23 protein-coding genes are annotated in these 21,162 nt (G+C 44.9%); 6 read left to right on the top strand and 17 right to left on the bottom strand.

What is annotated here, in order from left to right:
• Positions 1-78 precede the first annotated feature (78 nt).
• Positions 79-456, top strand: a complete 378-nt coding sequence (locus ASG02_RS00830) for a truncated hemoglobin (RefSeq protein ID WP_231496881.1) — start codon at positions 79-81, stop codon at positions 454-456.
• A gap of 60 nt (positions 457-516) precedes the next feature.
• Positions 517-858 (top strand): hypothetical protein, encoded by a 342-nt coding sequence (locus tag ASG02_RS00825; protein ID WP_029340963.1) that lies wholly within the window; start codon positions 517-519, stop codon positions 856-858.
• Positions 859-902: 44 nt separating this feature from the next.
• On the opposite strand, the gene ASG02_RS00820 is transcribed toward ASG02_RS00825, so the two are convergent.
• The 14 genes from ASG02_RS00820 to ASG02_RS00760 all read right to left on the bottom strand — a co-directional run bounded on the left by ASG02_RS00820 (position 903) and on the right by ASG02_RS00760 (position 14,282).
• Positions 903-1,310 carry a hypothetical protein gene (locus ASG02_RS00820; protein WP_023467385.1) on the bottom strand — a complete coding sequence of 136 codons (408 nt, stop codon included), beginning with the start codon at positions 1,308-1,310 and terminating at the stop codon, positions 903-905.
• A gap of 98 nt (positions 1,311-1,408) precedes the next feature.
• Positions 1,409-1,882 carry a competence protein ComK gene (locus ASG02_RS00815; protein WP_035409368.1) on the bottom strand — a complete coding sequence of 158 codons (474 nt, stop codon included), beginning with the start codon at positions 1,880-1,882 and terminating at the stop codon, positions 1,409-1,411.
• 110 nt (positions 1,883-1,992) lie between these two features.
• Positions 1,993-3,375: a HAMP domain-containing sensor histidine kinase gene (locus tag ASG02_RS00810; protein ID WP_035409370.1), complete on the bottom strand. Its 1,383-nt coding sequence runs from the start codon at positions 3,373-3,375 to the stop codon at positions 1,993-1,995.
• A complete protein-coding gene (locus ASG02_RS00805; protein WP_023467381.1) occupies positions 3,372-4,034 on the bottom strand; it encodes a response regulator transcription factor in 663 nt (220 codons plus the stop codon). The genes ASG02_RS00810 and ASG02_RS00805 overlap by 4 nt, the downstream gene beginning before the upstream one ends.
• A 134-nt stretch (positions 4,035-4,168) precedes the next feature.
• A complete protein-coding gene (locus ASG02_RS15670; RefSeq protein ID WP_197026224.1) occupies positions 4,169-4,324 on the bottom strand; it encodes a hypothetical protein in 156 nt (51 codons plus the stop codon).
• 96 nt (positions 4,325-4,420) lie between these two features.
• Positions 4,421-4,855 carry a methylglyoxal synthase gene (gene mgsA, locus ASG02_RS00800; protein ID WP_029340960.1) on the bottom strand — a complete coding sequence of 145 codons (435 nt, stop codon included), beginning with the start codon at positions 4,853-4,855 and terminating at the stop codon, positions 4,421-4,423.
• Positions 4,856-4,921: 66 nt separating this feature from the next.
• Complete coding sequence (locus tag ASG02_RS00795; RefSeq protein ID WP_056060004.1) at positions 4,922-6,469, bottom strand: fatty acid--CoA ligase family protein; 1,548 nt, start codon at positions 6,467-6,469, stop codon at positions 4,922-4,924.
• Positions 6,470-6,593: 124 nt separating this feature from the next.
• Complete coding sequence (locus ASG02_RS00790; protein ID WP_056060001.1) at positions 6,594-7,481, bottom strand: SDR family oxidoreductase; 888 nt, start codon at positions 7,479-7,481, stop codon at positions 6,594-6,596.
• 50 nt (positions 7,482-7,531) lie between these two features.
• A complete protein-coding gene (locus ASG02_RS00785) occupies positions 7,532-8,521 on the bottom strand; it encodes a lipoate--protein ligase (protein WP_056059998.1) in 990 nt (329 codons plus the stop codon).
• A 39-nt stretch (positions 8,522-8,560) separates the two neighbouring features.
• Positions 8,561-9,241, bottom strand: coding sequence for a DsbA family oxidoreductase (locus ASG02_RS00780; protein WP_056059996.1), 681 nt, complete (start codon positions 9,239-9,241; stop codon positions 8,561-8,563).
• A gap of 146 nt (positions 9,242-9,387) precedes the next feature.
• Positions 9,388-11,043, bottom strand: a complete 1,656-nt coding sequence (locus ASG02_RS00775) for a glycerol-3-phosphate dehydrogenase/oxidase (protein ID WP_035409379.1) — start codon at positions 11,041-11,043, stop codon at positions 9,388-9,390.
• A gap of 133 nt (positions 11,044-11,176) precedes the next feature.
• Positions 11,177-12,667, bottom strand: coding sequence for a glycerol kinase GlpK (gene glpK, locus ASG02_RS00770; RefSeq protein WP_035409380.1), 1,491 nt, complete (start codon positions 12,665-12,667; stop codon positions 11,177-11,179).
• Positions 12,668-12,697: 30 nt separating this feature from the next.
• Positions 12,698-13,522 (bottom strand): MIP/aquaporin family protein, encoded by an 825-nt coding sequence (locus ASG02_RS00765; RefSeq protein WP_056059992.1) that lies wholly within the window; start codon positions 13,520-13,522, stop codon positions 12,698-12,700.
• Positions 13,523-13,718: 196 nt separating this feature from the next.
• Positions 13,719-14,282 carry a glycerol-3-phosphate responsive antiterminator gene (locus ASG02_RS00760; RefSeq protein ID WP_023467370.1) on the bottom strand — a complete coding sequence of 188 codons (564 nt, stop codon included), beginning with the start codon at positions 14,280-14,282 and terminating at the stop codon, positions 13,719-13,721.
• Positions 14,283-14,521: 239 nt separating this feature from the next.
• Here ASG02_RS00760 and ASG02_RS00755 point away from each other — a divergent pair, with 239 nt between their 5' ends.
• Complete coding sequence (locus tag ASG02_RS00755) at positions 14,522-15,094, top strand: hypothetical protein (protein ID WP_231496882.1); 573 nt, start codon at positions 14,522-14,524, stop codon at positions 15,092-15,094.
• Positions 15,095-15,150: 56 nt separating this feature from the next.
• Here the strand turns inward: ASG02_RS00755 and ASG02_RS00750 are convergent, their stop codons facing one another.
• Both ASG02_RS00750 and ASG02_RS00745 read right to left on the bottom strand, forming a co-directional pair.
• Positions 15,151-15,894 (bottom strand): ABC transporter permease, encoded by a 744-nt coding sequence (locus ASG02_RS00750; protein ID WP_035409387.1) that lies wholly within the window; start codon positions 15,892-15,894, stop codon positions 15,151-15,153.
• Complete coding sequence (locus ASG02_RS00745) at positions 15,872-16,789, bottom strand: ABC transporter ATP-binding protein (protein WP_056059989.1); 918 nt, start codon at positions 16,787-16,789, stop codon at positions 15,872-15,874. Before ASG02_RS00745 ends, ASG02_RS00750 begins: the two co-directional genes overlap by 23 nt.
• A gap of 152 nt (positions 16,790-16,941) precedes the next feature.
• On the opposite strand from ASG02_RS00745, the gene ASG02_RS00740 reads away from it, so the two are divergent.
• The 3 genes from ASG02_RS00740 (at position 16,942) to ASG02_RS00730 (ending at position 20,575) form a co-directional block, all read left to right on the top strand.
• Complete coding sequence (locus tag ASG02_RS00740) at positions 16,942-17,412, top strand: N-acetyltransferase (protein ID WP_056059986.1); 471 nt, start codon at positions 16,942-16,944, stop codon at positions 17,410-17,412.
• Between the two features lie 26 nt (positions 17,413-17,438).
• Positions 17,439-19,022: a diguanylate cyclase domain-containing protein gene (locus tag ASG02_RS00735; RefSeq protein WP_035409390.1), complete on the top strand. Its 1,584-nt coding sequence runs from the start codon at positions 17,439-17,441 to the stop codon at positions 19,020-19,022.
• 86 nt (positions 19,023-19,108) lie between these two features.
• A complete protein-coding gene (locus tag ASG02_RS00730) occupies positions 19,109-20,575 on the top strand; it encodes a sucrose-6-phosphate hydrolase (RefSeq protein ID WP_056059984.1) in 1,467 nt (488 codons plus the stop codon).
• A 49-nt stretch (positions 20,576-20,624) separates the two neighbouring features.
• Here ASG02_RS00730 and ASG02_RS00725 read toward each other — a convergent pair whose 3' ends face one another.
• Entirely contained in the window at positions 20,625-21,122 is a 498-nt protein-coding gene (locus ASG02_RS00725) for a GNAT family N-acetyltransferase (protein ID WP_035409789.1), read from the bottom strand.
• Between the last annotated feature and the right edge of the window lie 40 nt (positions 21,123-21,162).

Below are 21,162 nucleotides of genomic sequence, written 5' to 3'. Positions count from 1 at the left end.
ACTGTTTTCGACGCATGTCTTTTCGATATGGATTTGCTATAATCAGAACACATCCTAATGTAAGGCAGGTGATGATTTTTGTCGCTCTATGAAATGCTTGGAGGCGAGCAAGTACTCACCTCTTTGATTCATTCGTTCTATCATCAAGTCTACCATGATTCCTTATTGCGTCCGTTATTCCCTGATGATCGACACCGTGTCGAACAGGCACAATTCGCCTTCTTGACCCAAATGACAGGAGGTCCACGCGATCCGAATCAACCGCCGACGAGTTTAGCGATGATTCACCGGCTATTGCCGATTCAAAAAGAGCATGCCATCCGTTGGTTGGAACTGATGGAAATAGCTTCTCTTGATACGATTCCAAATGAAGAAGCGCGACTCCAACTCCTCGAGCGATTACGGATTGGCGCAACGAATGTCTTACGTGTTTGCGAAGCACACCAGATGGACTGAGGGATTTTTCTTTCTCATCTGTCCATTTCCATGTAAAATAATAAATGGAGGCGATATAACATGACGGAAGAACAAGAACAACGACCGGAACTCGTAAAGAATGCGATTGAGCAAGCAGAAGCATCGACGAACGAGGACGATACACTCGAAGAAGAACAAACCGAAGAACAAAAAAAATTGGACCATATCAAAGGTCTCGTCACCCTTGAACGCGGTTCTGATTACTACCGTGTCGTTTTTTATGACGATCATAAACACTTGATTTTCAAGGAACTCGATTACGACCGTGTCGACTTTGTAGGTCGGTTCTACAATGATAGCTTTGATCCGACGAACTTGACGGAACTAGAAGAAATCGCAGACAAAGCACTTTCGACTTCTTTACGGAAACGATTCCTTTAAGACATAAAAGAAGCCGTCCTCCCAACTGGAGAACGGCTTCTTTTTTATTGATCGGATTGTTTTTTCTTCCTACGAAGGACATAGGCAAGAACGCCACCTGCGACAGCGATTCCTGTTGCCGCCAAGATTGGAAGTAAGACTTTTTTATTAGATGCTAGTTTTTGTTTGACTTGTTCAAGTCGCGATTCATTCGTCTCTTTTAAGGCGATCGATGTTCGACGATTCATCGTGACATGCTTCGCAGCATCCGTCACAACGATTCGTTTCGTGACCCAACGGCGATTTCCGGCATCATCGACGACTAGTTGTCGCGCGCGTTTGATTCCTTTGATTCGTTTACCCGGTGTATTTTCCGGACGTACGATGCGAGAACTGATAAAGCGTCTGCCACCTGTCGCACCAAATCCAGGCTGCAATTTTCGGCGATTTAACCATTCATATGATTCATTCATCGTGTCGCGGTAAAAGTTACCGCTTCACCTCCCTATGATTTCTCTCTCTACTTCTTTCTCCTTACATAAGTAAGATTCCTGTTATGTGTTTCCACTTTTCATCGATTCTTAAACTCCGGCAATTGGAAGCGCCGTTGCATTTCATACGCCAGTTCCAACGTTTTGATTCGTTGCCGTTCGATGCTGTATGCGGATGCGTCCGTATCAATACATTGACCTGTCTGAAACTCTACCTGTACTTTTCCAGACTTTTTTTGAACAGTCTTCATTTGCTTGAAATTGATCCAAATGCATTCCGCCTTTTCTTTTGCGGTCGTCGGAAAAAATATCGTTTGTGCCTGCCAATCTACTAAAACAGGTGTCTTTCGGTTCGGACCAAGAATATGTCGCGCTGCTTCGATCCGTCCACGCATCGATGAACCAAAATATAAACAGGATTCTTCAATCAACTTAATCGGATGACCCTCTAAAATACTTTCCGAATGCTCCTTGATGACAAGTGTCTGTGGTTCACCATATTGACCATATCGTGGAATCAAAGCTAACGTTTCTTCCGTAACTGGGTATGACATCTCCTTCACTCCCTTCCTGAATTATATTGGTTATATCAAACTTCCTTCTACTCTGCATGAGTATACCGATTATTTCCTAACGAAAAAAACGAGATCCTAGGATCCCGTTTTTAAAATTCTTCTGGCTTTTTTTCCTCTTGTTCAATAAAGTGACGTGGGAAATTAAAAATCACACAAACTTTCCCGACTCCATTTCCCGCAGGGCGATTCTCAATTGCTACCGTACCATCATGACGCTCAACGATCCTTTTGACAATGTAAAGACCAAGCCCAAACTTCCCTTCTTTGCCCCGTGAAAATTGATGAAACAAGGGCGAAGAGTCATCAAGTGGCGGTCCATCATTTTCAATTTCGATATGAACCTGATCCGCTGTCCCAGACAGTCGGATGTCAATTTGTGTTTCAGCATAACGAATCGCGTTGTCCATGACGTTTTCGAGTGCAACTCGTAATTGTTCCCCTTCACCAAGGACGATTCCCGCTTCTCCACTAACATGCCATTCGAGTGACTTCGTTCCAGAAAAACGATTTTTCAGCAGGTGTATCATCCGATCGATATCGACATTATCCCACGTAGAACGATCGAGCTCGAAATAGTCGAGCTTCGTGACGTAAAGAAGAGCCGCCACTTTTTTCTCTAATCGTTCCGCTTCCTCATCAATGACCGATACGGAGCCGGTTAAATCACCATCTGGATAGATCCCATCTGAAATGGACTGAGCATAACTTCGAATGACCATGATTGGCGTCTTCAAATCATGTGAAATATTTTGAAGCAACGATTTTTGTGCCTTATCCTGCTTTTCAAGATCCATCCGCATCGCATCGACGGACCGTGCCAGTCGACCGATTTCATCCCCACGATCGAGCGGAAGTGGTGTATCCCACTTTTGAGCCGCGATTTTCCCGACTGCTCTTTCGATTTCGACGAGCGGATGTGTTAGACGACGCGCCAACCAGAAGGCAATGAATAACGTAAAGATACTACCGATGATGACGACGAAGCCGATTTTTGAAAACAGTTGTGTAATCAGTTCTTGTCGATAAGCATCCCAGACGTAAGAGACACGATAGTAGGTTTCGCCGCTCTCTTCCATTTTACGAATACTATAATAAACGTCTTCTTTATCAAGACGCGTCGTATACTTTGCCGTAACTGTTTTTTGATCAATTGCATCACGGTACATCTGATTGATCAGTTGTTGCGGTGCCCCACCGTAATAAAGTTTTCCGTTCTTAGATAGCAATAGGATATTAACTGATCGAGATTCTTGTTTTCGACGATCGAATTCAATCGGATTATCTTGTAGCATCTCGATGACAGAGGCATCCTTCGAGAAGAAGACCTCACTATTCTCAAGCGTCGAATAGACCTGTTCATCGATGAAATTTCCGATCGATGAGCGGATGACAAGGAGAATGACTGCAGATAATGTGACGATGACGAGCAGAAACATCGCCCAAATCTGAAATCCGAGACTGCGATTTTTCATGCAGACACCAAGCGATAGCCAATACCATAGATCGTTTCGAGTTCCAGTTTCGATAATTTTTTACGGACACGACGGACAAGATCATCGACGACGCGGTCCGAACCGAAATAATCGTCACCCCAGACACTGACGAGAATCTGCTCGCGAGACATCGGCGTCCCGATTTGTGTCGCAAATAAAATCAGTAGATCATACTCTTTTGAGGTTAGATCAATTTCTTGACCGTTCTCCTCGATGATTCGTTTCTCAGGATAAATCATATAATCGCCGTATTGAATGACGCCACTTTTCGGTGTCGCATACGTACGTGCTAAGATTTTTTTGACACGAATGACCAGTTCGCGCGGAAGGAACGGCTTCGCAATATAATCGTCCGATCCCATCTCAAGACCAATGATCTTATCGATATCCTCATCACGCGCCGAAATGAAAATGACGGGTGTCGTTTCATCATGCGCCTTGATTCGCTTAATCAATTGAAAACCATCCATATCCGGTAGCATGATATCTAAAATCCACAAATCTGGCTTCTCTACGATCGCAGAAGCAGCTGCCTCACCAGATGTAAACGATTTAACCTGCCAACCTTCTTGTTCCAAGTACTTTACGAGTACACGATTCAAGTTCACTTCATCATCAACCAAATAGATTGTATGCATGGCTCTCACTCCTCGACTAATGTGCTTTGTTTCAGTGTATCAAAGGAATTCCGCAAAATTATGGGAGAGTGGATAATAATTCAAAAAAACCTTTCTTTTCAAAAGAAAAGAAAGGCGAAGTCATAAATTTTCTATTATTTGACGAGACGGAGCGCTGGATACGCTACTTGCTCGTTCTTTGAAGTCGCAGGTGCCACCTGTTGACGTCGTTCCATTTTCACGACGTGCGTCAAAAATCCAACGCCGCCTCCTAGCAATACTGTTACACCCGTCATTAATAGAATCTCCATTTTCTTCGCCACCTTTTCCATCGCAATTGATAATCAGTATCATCCTCAAACTGACTATAGCATGCTTAAACGAAAATGAGAAGCGTTCTCACAAAATTAATCATCTAAAAACTTTTTTTGTTCTAGTTCATGACGTTTTCGAATGATCTCCTTCCAATCGAATTGTCCTTGTTCGAGTCCATTGATTAAAATTTCGGCAGTTCCGACATTCGTTGCGAGCGGCAGATCGTACACATCGCATAATCGAATGAGTGCGGAGACGTCCGGTTCATGCGGTTGCGCCGTTAGCGGATCGCGTAAAAAAATCACGATATCGATCTTTCCTTGCGCCACGAGGGCTCCGATTTCTTGATCACCGCCGAGTGGTCCAGATTTACAGCGATGAACATGTAAATCTGTCGCTTCCATGATCCGTTGCCCGGTCGTTCCTGTCGCATACAATGTATTTTTCTTGAAGAATGCAGCATAAGCTCGTGTAAACCCCATCATCTCATCTTTTTTTTCATCATGTGCGATCAATGCGATATTCATTCGTATCCCCTCCTTCTTGTCTATGCACAGAAAAAGAACTTCAGAAACCTGAAGTTCTTGAAACACTCATGAATTCGTCGGTTGCTTCTTCAACACGGTCCGTAAAATCTTTCCGGTCGTATTACGAGGTAATCGATCGATGAACTCAATCTGTGTCGGACATTTGTATTTCGCGAGTGATGTGCCACAGAATGTCCGCGCCTCCTCTTCTGTCATCGTCTCACGGACAACGACGAATGCTTTGACAGCTTCGCCCATCTCCTCGTCCGGTATGCCGATAACAGCGGCTTCAATGATATTTGGATGCTGATAGAGCACTTCTTCGACCTCACGTGGGTAGACGTTATAGCCACCGACGATGATCATATCTTTTATGCGATCGACGATATAGAAATAACCATCTTCATCACGACGAGCCAAATCACCCGTATATAACCAGCCATCGCGTAACGTCGCTTGCGACTCTTCTGGCATCTTGTAATAACCCGTCATGACGTTTGGTCCACGAACAATCAATTCTCCGACCTGACCATCTGGTAATTCCTGTCCGAGTTCATCGACAACTTTGTTTTCAACATCGACGATCGATGTACCGATCGAGCCTGGTTTCTGAACACCATCGACCGGATTGAAACAAGTGACGGGCGATGCTTCCGATAAACCGTATCCTTCGAGGATATGACACTGGAATGTCTGATCAAACGCTTCAAGGAGTGGTACTGGAAGACTCGCTCCTCCTGAGACGAATAGACGGGTTGACTCAAAATAGGTCGCGTATTCCGGATGTGCCTTCACGGTTTGCAGTAAGAAATTATACATCGTTGGCACGCCTGCAAAAATCGTCACCTGTTCTTTTTTCGCTAACTCAAACGTCTCTTGTGGTGAAAACCGTGAAGCAATGATGATTGAGGCTCCATGTGCGAGCGAAGCATTGATGACGACTGTCAAACAAAAGACATGGAACATTGGTAATACGGCAAGTGTCCGGTCTTTACTTGATACGTGTAGATAATCTCCGATTGAGCGCGCATTTGACGTCAGATTACGATGCGATAACATCGCACCTTTTGGTTTTCCTGTCGTCCCACTCGTATAGAGAATGACGGCGATGTCATCCAGTTCATTCGTCACGTCTGTCAATGGATGTTCGATTTCGAGCCAGCGATCGAGCGTGATGAACGTAACTTGTTGATGTGTTTCGTTTGGTCCTTCCTGATCCGCATAGGGAACAGAGACGACAATCTTGAGGTTCGGTAAATGAACGAGACGATCTTTTGCAGCTTCGACAAGCGGAGCAATGCCTAAAATCCCTTTCACATCACCGTTCATCAGGATATACCCGATTTCATCCGGCGTGTATGTAGGATTGATTGGAATTGCAATAGCTCCTTGTTTCATGATGGCATAGTACGCGACTAGGAAGGATGGACTGTTCCCTAAGATAAGCGCAACATGATCGCCCTTTCGAATTCCATTTGCTTCAAGCGCGCCGGCTGCCCGGTGAAACTTCTCGACGAACTCACGATAGCTGACTTGCGTGTCCTCAAACACATACGCCGTTGTGTCCGGATGTGTTCGAGCTGTCTCCTCAACGGATTGAATCAATCCAAGCATGAGCAAAATTCCCCTTTCGAATGAATGACTATTCATTTTTTACGTAAAAAAAATCCATACGTAGTCAAAAGCGACCGTATGGATAGTGTAACACTTTTTGGAAACGTTTTCACCGAGTTTCTTTTTAACCGTTAACGATGACACCACCATTTAAGTGAAGGACCTGTCCTGTCATATAACTTGAATCGTTACAGGCGAGGAAGACATAAGCAGATGCCATCTCGGCCGGTTGCCCTGGGCGATCCATAGGTGTATTCTTACCGAACGTCTTGACTGATTCATCCGGGAACGTCTCCGTGATGAGTGGTGTCCAAATCGGACCAGGCGCGACGGCGTTGACACGAATTCCCTCTTTTGCCAGATTCATTGAAAGACTCCGCGTGAAGCTAACGATTGCTCCTTTAGTAGCGGAGTAGTCGATCAATAATACGTTCCCCTCGTATGCTGTCGAAGATGTTGTATTGATGATGGCAGAACCAAGTGAAAGGTGCGGTAGTGCGGCACGGGCAAGACGCATCATTCCGAAGATATTTGTCTTGAACGTCTTCTCCATCGACTCATCCGTGATATCCTTCAGACTATCTTCTGGTTTTTGCATACTTGCATTGTTGACGACGATATCTAAGCGACCGAAATGGTCGATCGTTTTTTGAACAAGTGTTTCACAGTAGTCTGCGTCCCCAATATCTCCTTTAGAAAGTAGGACTTCGCCTCCTAATTCTTCAAGACGCGCCTTCGTTTCTTCTGCTCCTTCTTGATCGCCATAGAAAGCAATGACGACCTTTGCCCCTTCACGGACATAAGCAATCGAGACAGCACGACCAATTCCAGAATTGCCGCCTGTGACGATTGCGACCTTTCCTTCAAGCTTACCTGCTGCCTTATAATCATCACGCTCATAATAAGGTAACGGTTGTTCGTCCTCCGTCTTCGGTAATTGTTTTGAAATCTGTTCAAAATCGATAAAGTCCGTCAACGAACCTTCTAAAAAGTTATCTTTATTATAGCCCATGAAAAAAACTCCCCCTATGCTGTTGATAGAAGGAGTTTTCCCATAAAGACTTACGCTAAAACGTCTAGCACCTCATCAAGTTCGATGGCGCCGAAATATTTTTTCAATTCGTACCGACCGAGCACTTCGCGAAGAGACGCGCGATCATAACGTGTACCTTCAAGCGCCCGTGCGATTTCTTCCGCGTCCTCGACGCCAAAGAAGTCACCGTAAATCTTCGCTTCTTCAATGATGCCTTTTTTGACATTCAATCGGAAGTCAATCGTTCCGATCGGGAAACGTTTTTTTTGAATGACATCGAATTTCGGTGATTTTCCGAAATTCCATTCCCAGTTGCCATAACGTTCTGCCGAGATGGCACGTACTTTATCCCAGTCTTCTTCAGTTAAGATATACCGTTCAATCTCTTTCCCTTCATAGATCGAGGCAAGGAGATGATCGACGAATTGTTCCATCGTCAACGGTTCTGTCAGGAATTCCGAGATGTTTGCGACACGACTCCGAACCGATTTAATGCCTTTGGAACGCATCTTCTCTTCACTGACGACAAGCGCATTGACGACTTCTTCGATGTTCGAATCGAGCATCAGCGTACCATGACTAAACATCCGTCCTTTTGTCGTGAACTGGGCATTCCCGCTGATTTTCCGGCTTCCGACATGAATATCGTTTCGTCCAGATAATTCCGCTTCGACACCGAGTTTATGCAGCGCTTGCACGACCGGCTCCGTGAACTTTTTATAGTTGTTGAACGAATCACCGTCATCTTTCGTCAAGAAACTGAAGTTCAAGTTTCCTTCATCATGATAAACAGCGCCACCGCCGGAAAGACGACGGACGACGTGGATGCCGTTTTCCTCGACATACTTCAAATTAACTTCTTCATTCGTGTTCTGGTTTTTTCCGACGATGATGGATGGACCGTTGATATAAAACAAGAAATAGTCTTCTTCATTGACGTTCAGGTTGTTCAAGATGAATTCTTCGACAGCGAGATTGATTCGCGCATCACGAATCTCAGGATGGAAGATGAATTTCATAAGGGTTTCGTGCTCCTTTGTGATGGAATCATAATGTGATCAGTTACAGCCGTCGACACCACACGCATCACCTTCAGCGATGATTTCAAGTGTTTGTTCTTGGCGGATCTTCGTGAAGACTTGTTCGAATGCTTCTACTGGTTGTGCGCCGGAAATAGCATATTTTCGGTCGAAGACGAAGAACGGTACACCACGAACACCAAGTTGTTGTGCCATCGCCTCTTCTTCTCGAACATCTGTCGCCAGTTCTTTTGATGCGAGAAACGCTGTGACATCTGCTTCAGCAAGTCCTGCTTCTACTGCGATCCGCGTCAGAATGGCTGGGTCATTCAAATCTTCTCCATTCATGAAATAAGCTGTGAACAAAGCTTCCGATACTGCATTCATCTTACCATGTTTTTTTGCAAATTGAGTCAGGCGATGAGCCTCGAATGTATTGGCTGGGATGACACGATCCATCTCGTAGTGCAAGCCTTCCTGACGTGCCGTATCAACGACACCTTGCGACATATTCCGTGCTTGTTCGAGAGTCGTCCCATATTTCGAAGCAAGAATTTCGTATAACCCTTGCGTCGGCACTGCTGGTGCATCTGGGTCAAGTTCAAAGCTTTTGAATTCGACCTCAACATCCAACTTTTCGTTCGCAATTGCTTGTTCTAAACGACGCTTCCCAATATAACAAAACGGACATGCATAATCCGACCATACTTCTACTTTCATCTGTGTTCTCTCCTTTTGTGCAGTTTCATACATTAAGCATAGTCGCCTCTAGACAGAGTTGCAATCTTTCCGCCCAGGTCGATTCGAATATGTGCGAAAAAAGAACCAAGATCGTTTTGATCTTGGTTCTTTAGTGCGTTCATCGCTTATTCTGTTACAAGCGCGTGTGCTGCATCTTCGATCTCAATATCGAGTTCTTTCGTGTAAGCAGCTGTTTGTTCTGCTGTCCAGTTCAAGACAGTTTTCATTTCTTCGATGACCGCGTCTTTGTGAGCACGAGCCCAAGCGATGTCGAAGAAGACAGCACCTGTACGCCGGATGAAGAAGTCGATCGGACGAGCGACCATTTCATGTTCGATACCATAGTGAAGTTGTGCGTAGACAGAACGTGGAAGATCTGTCGTAGCAGCATCATATGCTGCTGCATATTCAAGCACTTTCGGTAGGTTCGAACCGTAGCGTTTTGCTAAGAATTGAACTTCCTCTGTTGTTAGACCATTCGTTGCTGTTTGAGCTTTTAGGAATTCAGCAAATCCTTTTGCTCCGCCGACATGTCCACCCGACATTGGCATGTTTTTCGTCGAGCAACGTGCATACGCAACATTTTCTTCTTTTTTCAAGAGTTTTGCAACGAGATCAACGACGTGCTCACCCATTTTACGGTATCCAGTCAATTTCCCACCAGCAATCGTGATGAGACCTGACTCAGATTGCCATACTTCATCTTTACGAGAGATTTCAGAAGGGTCTTTTCCTTGTTCATAGATCAACGGACGTACACCAGCCCAGCTTGATTCTATATCTTCCGCTGTTACTTTAACATCTGGGAACATATAGTGGATCGCGTCTAGGACGTAGTCTTGATCTTCGACTGTGAACTTCGGATGTGCTGTATCTTTATCGAAGAACGTATCTGTCGTACCAACGTATGCTTTTCCATCACGTGGAATCGCAAAAATCATACGACCGTCTGGTGTATCAAAGTAGACCGCTTGTTTGAGTGGGAATTTCGATTGATCGATGACAACGTGGACACCTTTTGTCAAACGAAGTTGTTTCCCGACTTTCGAGCCATCTTTTTCACGTAATTCATCAACCCATGGACCTGTCGCGTTGACGACTTTTTTCGCACGGATTTCATGCACGTCACCTGTCAAGAGGTCTGTCACACGCATCCCGACGACTTTTCCAGCATCGTAGATGATTTCTTCTGCTTTTGTATAGTTGACGACACGTGCGCCATGTTCGACTGCTTCTTTCATGACTTCAATCGTTAGACGAGCGTCATCTGTGCGGTACTCGACGTAGTAACCGCCACCTTTAAGACCTTGTTGTTTAACGAGTGGTTCTTTTGCTAATGTTTCTTTTGCAGATAACATCGTACGCCATTCAGAACGTTTAACACCTGCTAAGAAGTCATAGACACGAAGACCGATTGACGTACTGAACGGTCCGAATGTACCGCCCTTATGCATCGGAAGTAACATCCACTCTGGTGTCGTAACGTGTGGGCCGTTTTCGTAAACAATCGCACGTTCTTTACCGACTTCAGCGACCATTTGAACTTCGAATTGTTTTAAATAACGTAGACCACCATGGACTAATTTCGTTGAACGACTAGATGTACCAGATGCGAAATCCTGCATTTCGACGAGGCCAATCTTCATACCGCGTGACGCCGCATCGAGGGCGATTCCCGCACCTGTGATCCCGCCACCTACGACAAGTAGATCGAGTTCTTCACGTGTTAATCGATTATAGACATCTGCACGGTTTTTGCTTGAGAATGGTTGGTTAGCCATGAATAGTTCCTCCTGTTTAGGTTCGAAAAAAAAGAGACCACAACAAACACGCTGACTATGTCAACTGTTGCTGTGGTCTCTCCATATTCTCCGACCGGTTTATTAACTTGACCTTACTATAACATAGATCACATCATTTGAACAACATCGTAGCTTGAATAGCTTTTTGCCATCCGCCATAAAGCGCATCCGTCTCTTCTTTTGCCATACTCGGCTCGAAACGGCGTTCTTTTTTCCATTGCGTAGCAATTTGTTCACGGTTTTCAAAGAATCCGACAGCAAGACCTGCCAAGTAGGCTGCACCTAATGCCGTCGTCTCATTGATTTCCGGACGTTCGACCGGCGCTTGAATGATGTCACCTTGGAACTGCATTAAGAAGTTATTTTTAACCGCTCCACCGTCAACACGAAGTGTCTTCATCTCGATACCTGAATCTTGCTCCATCGCAGATAAGACGTCACGTGTTTGATAAGCGAGTGATTCTAATGTTGCGCGGATAAAGTGTTCTTTTTCCGTACCACGTGTCAAACCGAAGACTGCACCACGAACGTCTGAATCCCAGTAAGGTGTTCCAAGACCAACGAATGCCGGTACGACGTAGACACCTTCTGATGACGTGACACGCGTTGCGTATCCTTCTGATTCCTTTGCATCATCAATGATGCGTAATCCGTCTCGTAACCATTGGATTGCGGATCCTGCGACAAAGATACTTCCTTCTAAGGCATACTCAACTTTACCATCGACGCCCCACGCAATCGTTGTGAGCAGTCCATGATCTGATTTCACAGCCTCTTCGCCTGTGTTCATCAACATGAAGCAGCCTGTACCGTATGTGTTTTTCGCCATTCCTGTGTCAAAACACGCTTGACCAAACAAGGCGGCTTGTTGATCACCCGCTGCACCAGCGATCGGAACCGCTTCTCCGAAGAAATGATAACCTGCTGTTTCTGCGTACACTTCAGAAGAAGGTCGTACTTCTGGAAGCATCGCTTTCGGGACGTCTAAGATGTCGAGTAATTCGTCATCCCATTTTAATTCATGAATGTTGTACATCAACGTACGACTCGCATTCGAATAGTCGGTCACATGTGCTTTTCCGCCAGATAATTTCCAGATGAGCCACGTATCGATCGTCCCGAATAATAGTTCACCACGTTCAGCACGCGCTCGTGCTCCTTCGACATGATCCAAAATCCATTTGACTTTCGTACCAGAGAAATAAGCATCAATCAATAGACCTGTCTTCTCACGGAAGAGCTCGGCATGACCGGCTGCTCGAAGCGCTTCACAAATTTCAGCCGTTTGTCTCGATTGCCACACGACTGCATTGTGAATCGGTTTCCCTGTTTCTTTTTCCCAGACGACGGCTGTTTCACGTTGGTTCGTGATCCCGATGCCGGCAATCTGCGACGGTTTTATGTTTGCTTCCGTCAGACAAGTCGCCACGACCGCAAGGACACTTCCCCAAATCTCGTTTGCGTTGTGTTCGACCCAACCTGGTTTTGGAAAATACTGCGTGAATTCCTGTTGCGCTGAATGTACGATCTCACCAGCACGATTAAACAGGATCGCACGTGTACTTGTCGTTCCCTGATCCAATGACAAAATGTAGTTCTCCATCTCTTCCCCATCCTTTTGTATCTAAATAAGTTAAGCTGACTTTGACTTCACTGACGTTGTTTTGTTCGGACGAACACCGAATCTATAGCATAAGCCTAATATGATGATTGTCACAAGTCCTACAATCCAAAAAGCCGGTGTATCTTTTCCTGTGAAGACCGAACGATAAAACAATCCGCCAAGACTTCCACCAAGAACTGGTCCAAGAACCGGAATCCAAGAGTACCCCCAATTCGATGATCCTTTTCCATGAATCGGTAGGATGAAATGGGCAATACGAGGACCAAGGTCCCGCGCCGGGTTCATCGCATATCCTGTCGTACCTCCGAATGACATACCGAGGCTGACGATCAAGAAGCCGACAATTAGAGGATTCAGACCATCCGAGAACTTATTCGCTCCGATTGATAACAACCCGATAACAAGTAAGAACGTCGCAATCATTTCACTCATTAGATTAGCAAATGTGTATGGAATCGCTGGAGACGTTGCAAAGACGCCAAGCTTCGTTGCTGGATCCTTCGTTTCCGCCCAATGTGGTAAGTAGTGCACGAAAACAAGAATTGCACCTAATATCCCGCCGGCGATTTGAGCGACGATATAGCCTGGTACATCCGCCCATGCAAATGAGCCGTCAAATGCTAAACCAAGCGTCACTGCTGGATTAAGGTGTGCCCCACTGAATTGACCAACGGCATACGCGGCAATCGCTACGGCAAATCCCCATGCAAACGTGATGACGATCCATCCTGCGTCCTTCGCGAACGATTTCGTTAAGCTAACGCCTGCGCCAACACCATTTCCAAGCGCGACTAGCAAGGCTGTACCTAAAAATTCTGCTAATAAAGGTGACATAAGTGTTCCTCCTTTTTTATTATGTGAAAAAAGCAACATAAAAAGGAGATCCACGTCAGCTCATACTTGAATTTTCTTCAAGTAGAACTCACACGTGAATCTCCCTTTTCTCCGTCACTTTGTATCAACTTGATATCACTATAACAATCGGTGAAAACGCTGTCAAACGTTCCAAATGATTTTTCTCACAATCCGATTAAGAGCGTGGTTCAAAATGCCGCCATAAATCCTTATTTGATGTCGTAATGCTTGAGGCACCTGCTTCAATCGCTTGTTCGACTTCTTCTACTGTATCAATCAGTCCCCCTGCGAATACGAGACGTCCTGTCTTTTCCTTCACTTCTTGAATATACTTCGGCATCAACCCTGGTAATACTTCGATGTAATCAGGTTGTGTGCGTTCCATAAGTTGATAACTTTTTTCAAGTGAACTGGAATCGAGTAAGAACATACGCTGCATCGTCTTGACCTTTTTTTGACGTGCCTTCAAGATGACACTCGCCTTCGTCGAAATGACGCCATACGGTTTCAGTTCTTGGCAAACATATTCCGTCGCGTACTCATCATTTTTTAACCCCTGGACGAGATCCATATGCAAAAACATTTTTTTATCGTATCGATGTGCCATCTCATAGACTGCTTTTAAACGCGAGACGTGCATTTCGAGTAAGACCCCATACTCATATGGACTCTTCAGCATCTTTTCAAAGTCTTCTAATTTTCTAACGGAAGGCAGGATCTTCTGTCCAAAATAAGTCATGCGTTCTCCCCCTGATTCGTAATGTGTCCTAAGTATGTCGTGAAACTGAGGTATTAGGCAATGCTCTTTTCATGAAAATAAGTGAAAAGAGCGCTACGATTAGGGTATAGCTTAACGAAACGATTTATTTTCAGGAGGTGAATGCGCAGTCCTACCGTCTGTGCACGTCAATGAGTCAGCAAAAACGGATCACTATTTATTTATTCTCGATTTTAATTAATGCCCTAGGTAACAGCTTTATGGTGACCGCCTCGATCGGCAGTGCACCTTGGACATCCGCAAGCGAAGCTGTCGCGGCGATCTCACCGTTAACTGTCGGGCTGGCCATCATCGTTTTACATGTGCTTGCCTTGATTGCAGCGCTTTCTCTTGGAAGCCGCTTCAGTTGGTGGACGATCGTCCTCAGTTTCGCACTCGTCGTACTGTTCGGCGCCGCAATTGATTTCTTCTTATCAATCCATCAATTGATCTACACACCACAAGGACTATGGATGCGCGCCTTGTACATGTTAATCGGTATGCCGTTGATTTCACTTGGACTTGCACTTTATCTCCAGATCGGCTTCGTGTTGATGCCGCCAGATTACTTGATGAAATCACTCATCACCCGCTTTAAAAGTACATCAATCGGAGCAACGATTAGTCTCGGCATTCCTTTTTTGATTGCCAGTCTCTTTTCACTGATTGAACGTCAATTGATCGGCATCGGAGTCGGAACTTTTATTTTCTTACTATTGAATGGTCCGCTGATTGAATGGTTTCAGCGACTGTTCCCGATTACGGCTCGTCCGCCTAAACGAACTAGTTCTTAAATACTCAAAGAAAAGAGTTGCTCACAGACAAATTCGTCCGTGAGCAACTCTTTTCTTTACGTGTAGGATTTTCTCTGGAAAACAAGAATTGACGCGCCTAATAAGACGATGATATGCGCCATTACGAACAAGACGGAGAATGTTAAAGATGTTCCCATTGCTTCACTGATACCATAGGAAACAGAATCCTTGAAATACATCGACCAGTCCAAGTGCATGAATACGATCCATTTGGCAATCGCTGGTTTAAAGCCGATCAATAGACTTCCCGCAATGCTCGTAAAGAACTGCGCTAATACGGTAAAGCCAATGATCATACCGACCGAGCGGAATAATAATGAGAAGAACAACGTCATAAATATCGTAAAAATCGGACTGACGACCTCAACGATCGTGTCGCGGAACAGGATCGGATCTCCTACCTCTGAAAACACAAATGAGCCTGCGTAGACGATCGCAGCAATGAACACGAATTGGAATAACATGATCAAGATCGAGAAGATCAGCTTCGAGAAATAAATCGTCATTCGTGAATATGGACTCATTAATAGATGTTTCATCGTATCATACCGTACTTCATTCCCGATAGCTTCTGCCGTGAAGACGATCGTGATGATCCCTAATAAGGAGGTCAACAACACAAATGTTAAGGAATAGTAATCATAGCGTGTGAACTCAAAATCATTTGTCTTCGCCACAATGATAATACCAACCGCAATGACGACATATAGCGCTAAGACGATTTTCGCTTTTTTAGTCGTCCACCATTTCATCCATTCATTTTGTATGAGCGAAAGCATGTGAATCCCCCTCTTTTTTCGTTACTTGCAGGAATTGTTCTTCGAGCGTCAAGCGTTTGACGGTCAATTCATGTAAGTCAGCAATCGGCACGACAAGTCGGGCAATCGCCGGACACTCACTTTCTGGTGCTGTGATGATGATTTGTTCATCAAGTACTTCTGATGGATAGTTCGCGATGCGAAGGGCTTCAAGTACGTCAGTCATCGCTTCCTTATTGACGCGAAGTGCCACCTTTGCTCCGGTTTCGTTACGAACCGATTCGACCGACTTGATGACACCTTGATCAATGATGGCATATCGATCACTGATTTGTTCCATTTCACTCAGCATATGACTTGAGATCAAAATTGCGATATCCTGCTCACGCGCCATTTGTCGTAAATACTCACGAAGTTCTGCGATCCCGGACGGATCTAGACCATTTGTCGGTTCATCTAAAATCAAGACGCGCGGATTATGTAACAACGCGCGAGCAATTCCAAGACGTTGCTTCATTCCGAGTGAATACTCTCCAACTTTCTTCGAAAGCTTTCCTTCTAAACCAACGAGACGAGTAAGTGCGTCATAGTCGACTTGTCCGAGTCCTGGAATCAGGTTTTTTGCATGTATCAAGTTTTGTTTGCCTGTTAAATAAGGATAAAAAGCTGGATTTTCAACGATTGCTCCGATTTGCGTCAATGCCTTCGAACGCTCTTCTACGACATCATAGCCATTGACCGTGACTCGCCCAGCATCCTGCTCAAGCAGCCCCGTGATGATACGAATCGTTGTCGTCTTCCCTGCCCCATTTGGTCCGAGGAAGCCGAACACTTCTCCTGGGGATACCTCAAAACTGACGTCTTTTAGAATTTGCTCTTTTCCGAGACGCTTTGAGATATTTTCAATCTTTAACATCTGCTCTTCCTCCTCATTCATATTTTGTCTATGCTATATAGTGTACGTGAATTCCCTGCGAAAGTTTCTTTTCTTACAAATATGTAATCTGATTCCAAATAAAAATCCGCTAACGCAGAAATTTGAGACTAAATAAGGAATGGAGTCTTCAGATGATTCTTTTTGAAGAAATGACACGTGAACATTTTCCGATCGTTCAATCACTGTACGCAAGCGTTCCAGAGTATGCATGCCTAGAAGAACGGGCGCTACCACTCTCTGATTCGATCTTACAGGAGGAATTCTTGAATCCCGATACTGTATCGCTGATCGGGTATATCGATGGAGAACCTGTCTTACTGATTGACTACCTCTCAAAGCATCCGCAAGACGGTACAACGTGGATTGGTTTATTTTTACTTGATGCTTCTCATCATGGCACCGGAACGGGTAGTCGGTTACTGTCCGCCTTTTTCAATCAATTCTTAAGTCGAGAGTCACAGATTCATCTCGCCGTATTACCTGATAACGTAAAAGCCCGACGGTTTTGGGAAAAACATGGATTCCGCTACGTACGAACGAGCATCTCGAACCGTAAACAGCAAGTAGACGTCTATGTATATGAGTCAAACAAAAACAAATGAGAAACGTATGAATGGAGTATCACACAATGTCCAGACCCTCACTTCGCTTTGACATCCTGTTAGCGGGATTGATTTCCCTATTATTTTTAAGCATGACGCTGTTGTTGACCTTCTTCATCAGTCAACACGCGACAAGCCGACTCCAATCGGAAGTCGGAATGAATCTGTCAACGACTGCTCATCAACTATCCGACAAGCTCGATCATTACATGTGGTCACGCTATGCAGAAGTGAAGTTGCTTGGCTCTTTATCAACGATTCAACAAACAGATCAAAAAGTAGAAACACGTCGGACACTAGAGGAGTTACAACGACAGATTCCCGACTTTTCTTGGATTGGTCGTTTAGATGCGAACGGTAAAGTCATTGCGTCAACGAACCAGATTCTTGAAGGAACATCGATCAAAGAACGACCTGTTTTTCAAGAAGCATTATCGCAACCATTCATCGGTGATGTTCATGAAGCCGTCCTACTCGCAAAATTATTGCCGAATCCAAGTGGTGAGCCACTCCAATTTGTCGATATAAGTACACCTTTATATGATAAGGGACGATTTTCCGGCGTCCTCGCGACACACCTCAGTTTCGAATGGGCTAAAGCGATTGAACAAAGTTTCCAGAGCGCTACCTCTTCTCTCCAAAAAGTCGATGTCTTCATCGTTAGTCAAGATCGAAAGACGATTTTGCTTGGACCAAACGGATGGAGTGGTAAGACATTGCCTACTAGTGTAACGCTCACTTCGAATGCTCCTGCGACCGCTTTTTGGAAAGAGAAAGAATTCGTCTCTGGCCAAAGTACGAGCCGTGGTTACAAAGACTATGATGGACTAGGTTGGACGGTTCTTGTGCGTCAACCGACATCGATTGCCTTCGCTGATGCCGACGCTTTACGCCAAACGATTTTTATCGCTGGGTTAATTGCCTCTCTCATTACAGCTCTGCTTGGGTGGATGTTAGCGAAACTGCTGACTCGACCACTCTTAAAAATCACGCATGCCGCACAACAAATGCAAGGTGATCCTTCAAAATCACTTCCGAACCATCGTGGAATCCGAGAAATCGAGACATTGACAGATGCCCTACAGCAACTGATTCGTCGATTGCTGCATACCGAAAAAGAAAAACTGACGTTTGAACGATTATCGCAACGTGACAGTCTCACGGGTCTTGCGAATCGAAACGGTCTTGCTCAATACATCGAACAATTACCTATAGGAACGCATTCCATCTACCTTTGTCTCGATTTAGACGGTTTTAAAGCAGTTAACGACACATATGGGCACGCACTTGGTGATCTCCTCCTGATCGAGGTCGGTCAACGTCTCGAACAGTTACTTCCACCTGGTGGCTTCGTCGCTCGTCTTGGTGGCGATGAGTTCATCATCGTCTTAACACATCAGTCTGTAGTAGAAGCACAACACTTAGGTGAACAATGGATTGCCCATGTCTCGATGCCTTATCATTTAGAAGAACAGACCGTCCATATCGGAATGAGCATCGGACTCGCTGAACAGATAGCAGGTGAATCGCTCGAGCAAGTCATGCACCATGCGGATTTAGCGCTCTATCGTTCGAAGCAAGATGGTAAAGGATGTATGTCCGTTCATTGACCTTTTGGAACGGAAGATTGACAAGCGCGGTTCTCCTCCGTAAGGTGAACGAGAAGCGTATAAATTTTCAACAAGGAGCTGTCAGCATGAATCAATGGACACGTGAAGCACGATATCGTCCCCTCTCGGATGTCGATCCGACCGTATACCAAGCGATGAAGGAAGAAGTAAGAACATCTCCTTGGCGATTTTCTTACCATATCCAACCTCCAACCGGACTTTTGAATGATCCGAACGGCTTCGTCTACCACGACGGTCTTTATCATTTATTTTATCAATGGTTCCCACTCGGTCCTGTTCATGGTCTAAAGTACTGGTATCACATGACATCAAAAGACCTCGTACATTGGTTCGATGAAGGGGCCGCCTTGATTCCAAATGACGATCCTGATTCGCACGGCGCTTATTCCGGTAGTGGCTTCATCAAAGATGATCAAGTGCACATCATGTACACCGGTAACAAACGGGACGCAGAGTGGAATCGCCATACGAGTCAAATCGTTGGGCACCTTCGTTCGGATGGACGGATTGAAAAACACTTACCACCTGCTATTCCAACCGTTCCTGAAGGCTATACAGAACATTTTCGTGATCCGAAAGTCTTTCAAGATGCATCGGGCATCTGGTACTGCATACTTGGAGCACAGCGCACTGACTTGACAGGTTGTACTGTCATTTATCAGTCTCAAGATGCAGAGCACTGGACGTTTGTCGGTGAGTTACGGACGAACTACCCGACATTCGGTTATATGTGGGAATGTCCTGATTATTTCGAGCTTAATGGAAAAGGCGTCTTTCTCTTTAGTCCTCAAGGGATTGAGCCAGATGGTACGAACTATCAAAATATTTTCCAGTCCGGTTACTTCATCGGGGAACTGTTAGCTTTACCCAACTTAACATTCACACATGAACCTTTCCAAGAACTCGATTTCGGATTCGACTTCTATGCGCCACAAACAACTGAGGCGGCAGATGGTCGACGGATTCTTGTTGGTTGGATGGGTTTACCGGACATTAGTTATCCTTCTGACATTTATAACTGGGCACATGCTTTGACATTGCCACGTGAATTAACGATCGAACAGGGACAACTTCGTCAACGACCTGTCCATGAACTGACACAGCTACGAAAAGAAACCTTATTTGACGAAACGATTCTTTTCGAGCAAGATGTGACGGTTGCGGAAGCCGAGATTTTCGAACTCGTGATGACAGACTTGAAGCTGTCGTCGGATTCGTTCCGCTTCTCAATTCGTCAAGACGCTACAGAAGAAACCCTATTTAAATATGATGTCGTTTCGCGTCAATTTACGATTGACCGGAGTCGTTCGGGTGTGGACGTTCCTGCTGAATCATTTGGTACATCACGATCGACTGTCCTTTCGAAAGACTTGCAGACATTACGTTTGTTTGTGGACCGGTCCTCGTTCGAACTTTTCCTCAATGATGGAGAAGCCGTCGCAAGCGGACGTATTTTCCCAAAAGCAACGAGTCGAGGTATCGGATTCTCTGGTGAGGCGACTGCCCACCTCTCTATTTATGATTTATCTTAAATAACAAAAAGCATTTTCCTGAACATAATCAGGAAAATGCTTTTTTACTTCACTGCTTCAATCGTGATTCCTTTTCTAAATCGAAGGCGAGAATATGTTGCTCTCCGATTGGACCCATGACCGATTGTAACGTATCGACATATCCCGTCTTGAAATACAGTGATTTTGCAGCGATATTCTTTTTATTGACCGCAAGTGTAATCGATGTGACTTCCGGGAAATGATGATGAACGAACTCCGGTAACTGCATCATCGCTTCCTTCGCGTATCCTTGATGTTGATGCCGTTCATCAATCGAAAAGGCACGTAACAGGACACTTTGTTCATCCGTCCGGTGTGTTTTAGGGGGATTGAGATGGAGAATAAAAAATCCGACGACGAGCTCGTCTTTTTTAATAACAACCGGAAACTTATCGGGATGTGCAACCGCATCCGTAACGACATCCGTTGGAAAAGAAGTAAACTGAACTTGTTCTTCCGGAAGAATGAACGCCTCACATTGTTCATAATGTTCATTTGTATACATGTGTAATTTCACTACAGACATTCTCATTCCGCCTTCCCTCTTTGTACAGGACAAGAGAGTA

Origin of the sequence: Exiguobacterium sp. Leaf196 (genome assembly GCF_001423965.1) — a bacterium.
GTDB lineage: Bacteria > Bacillota > Bacilli > Exiguobacteriales > Exiguobacteriaceae > Exiguobacterium_A.
The sequence above is the reverse complement of the archived record's forward strand: the minus strand, read 5'-3'. Positions and strand labels throughout refer to the sequence as shown.

What these genes read in the sequence shown, in the direction of transcription:
- ASG02_RS00825 (WP_029340963.1), top strand. Translation starts at nt 517, where the DNA reads ATGACGGAAGAACAAGAACAACGACCGGAACTCGTAAAGAATGCGATT.
- ASG02_RS00820 (WP_023467385.1), bottom strand. Translation starts at nt 1,310, where the DNA reads ATGAATGAATCATATGAATGGTTAAATCGCCGAAAATTGCAGCCTGGA.
- ASG02_RS00815 (WP_035409368.1), bottom strand. Translation starts at nt 1,882, where the DNA reads ATGTCATACCCAGTTACGGAAGAAACGTTAGCTTTGATTCCACGATAT.
- ASG02_RS00810 (WP_035409370.1), bottom strand. Translation starts at nt 3,375, where the DNA reads ATGAAAAATCGCAGTCTCGGATTTCAGATTTGGGCGATGTTTCTGCTC.
- ASG02_RS00805 (WP_023467381.1), bottom strand. Translation starts at nt 4,034, where the DNA reads ATGCATACAATCTATTTGGTTGATGATGAAGTGAACTTGAATCGTGTA.
- ASG02_RS15670 (WP_197026224.1), bottom strand. Translation starts at nt 4,324, where the DNA reads ATGGAGATTCTATTAATGACGGGTGTAACAGTATTGCTAGGAGGCGGC.
- mgsA (WP_029340960.1), bottom strand. Translation starts at nt 4,855, where the DNA reads ATGAATATCGCATTGATCGCACATGATGAAAAAAAAGATGAGATGATG.
- ASG02_RS00795 (WP_056060004.1), bottom strand. Translation starts at nt 6,469, where the DNA reads ATGCTTGGATTGATTCAATCCGTTGAGGAGACAGCTCGAACACATCCG.
- ASG02_RS00790 (WP_056060001.1), bottom strand. Translation starts at nt 7,481, where the DNA reads ATGGGCTATAATAAAGATAACTTTTTAGAAGGTTCGTTGACGGACTTT.
- ASG02_RS00785 (WP_056059998.1), bottom strand. Translation starts at nt 8,521, where the DNA reads ATGAAATTCATCTTCCATCCTGAGATTCGTGATGCGCGAATCAATCTC.
- ASG02_RS00780 (WP_056059996.1), bottom strand. Translation starts at nt 9,241, where the DNA reads ATGAAAGTAGAAGTATGGTCGGATTATGCATGTCCGTTTTGTTATATT.
- ASG02_RS00775 (WP_035409379.1), bottom strand. Translation starts at nt 11,043, where the DNA reads ATGGCTAACCAACCATTCTCAAGCAAAAACCGTGCAGATGTCTATAAT.
- glpK (WP_035409380.1), bottom strand. Translation starts at nt 12,667, where the DNA reads ATGGAGAACTACATTTTGTCATTGGATCAGGGAACGACAAGTACACGT.
- ASG02_RS00765 (WP_056059992.1), bottom strand. Translation starts at nt 13,522, where the DNA reads ATGTCACCTTTATTAGCAGAATTTTTAGGTACAGCCTTGCTAGTCGCG.
- ASG02_RS00760 (WP_023467370.1), bottom strand. Translation starts at nt 14,282, where the DNA reads ATGACTTATTTTGGACAGAAGATCCTGCCTTCCGTTAGAAAATTAGAA.
- ASG02_RS00755 (WP_231496882.1), top strand. Translation starts at nt 14,522, where the DNA reads ATGGTGACCGCCTCGATCGGCAGTGCACCTTGGACATCCGCAAGCGAA.
- ASG02_RS00750 (WP_035409387.1), bottom strand. Translation starts at nt 15,894, where the DNA reads ATGCTTTCGCTCATACAAAATGAATGGATGAAATGGTGGACGACTAAA.
- ASG02_RS00745 (WP_056059989.1), bottom strand. Translation starts at nt 16,789, where the DNA reads ATGTTAAAGATTGAAAATATCTCAAAGCGTCTCGGAAAAGAGCAAATT.
- ASG02_RS00740 (WP_056059986.1), top strand. Translation starts at nt 16,942, where the DNA reads ATGATTCTTTTTGAAGAAATGACACGTGAACATTTTCCGATCGTTCAA.
- ASG02_RS00735 (WP_035409390.1), top strand. Translation starts at nt 17,439, where the DNA reads ATGTCCAGACCCTCACTTCGCTTTGACATCCTGTTAGCGGGATTGATT.
- ASG02_RS00730 (WP_056059984.1), top strand. Translation starts at nt 19,109, where the DNA reads ATGAATCAATGGACACGTGAAGCACGATATCGTCCCCTCTCGGATGTC.
- ASG02_RS00725 (WP_035409789.1), bottom strand. Translation starts at nt 21,122, where the DNA reads ATGTCTGTAGTGAAATTACACATGTATACAAATGAACATTATGAACAA.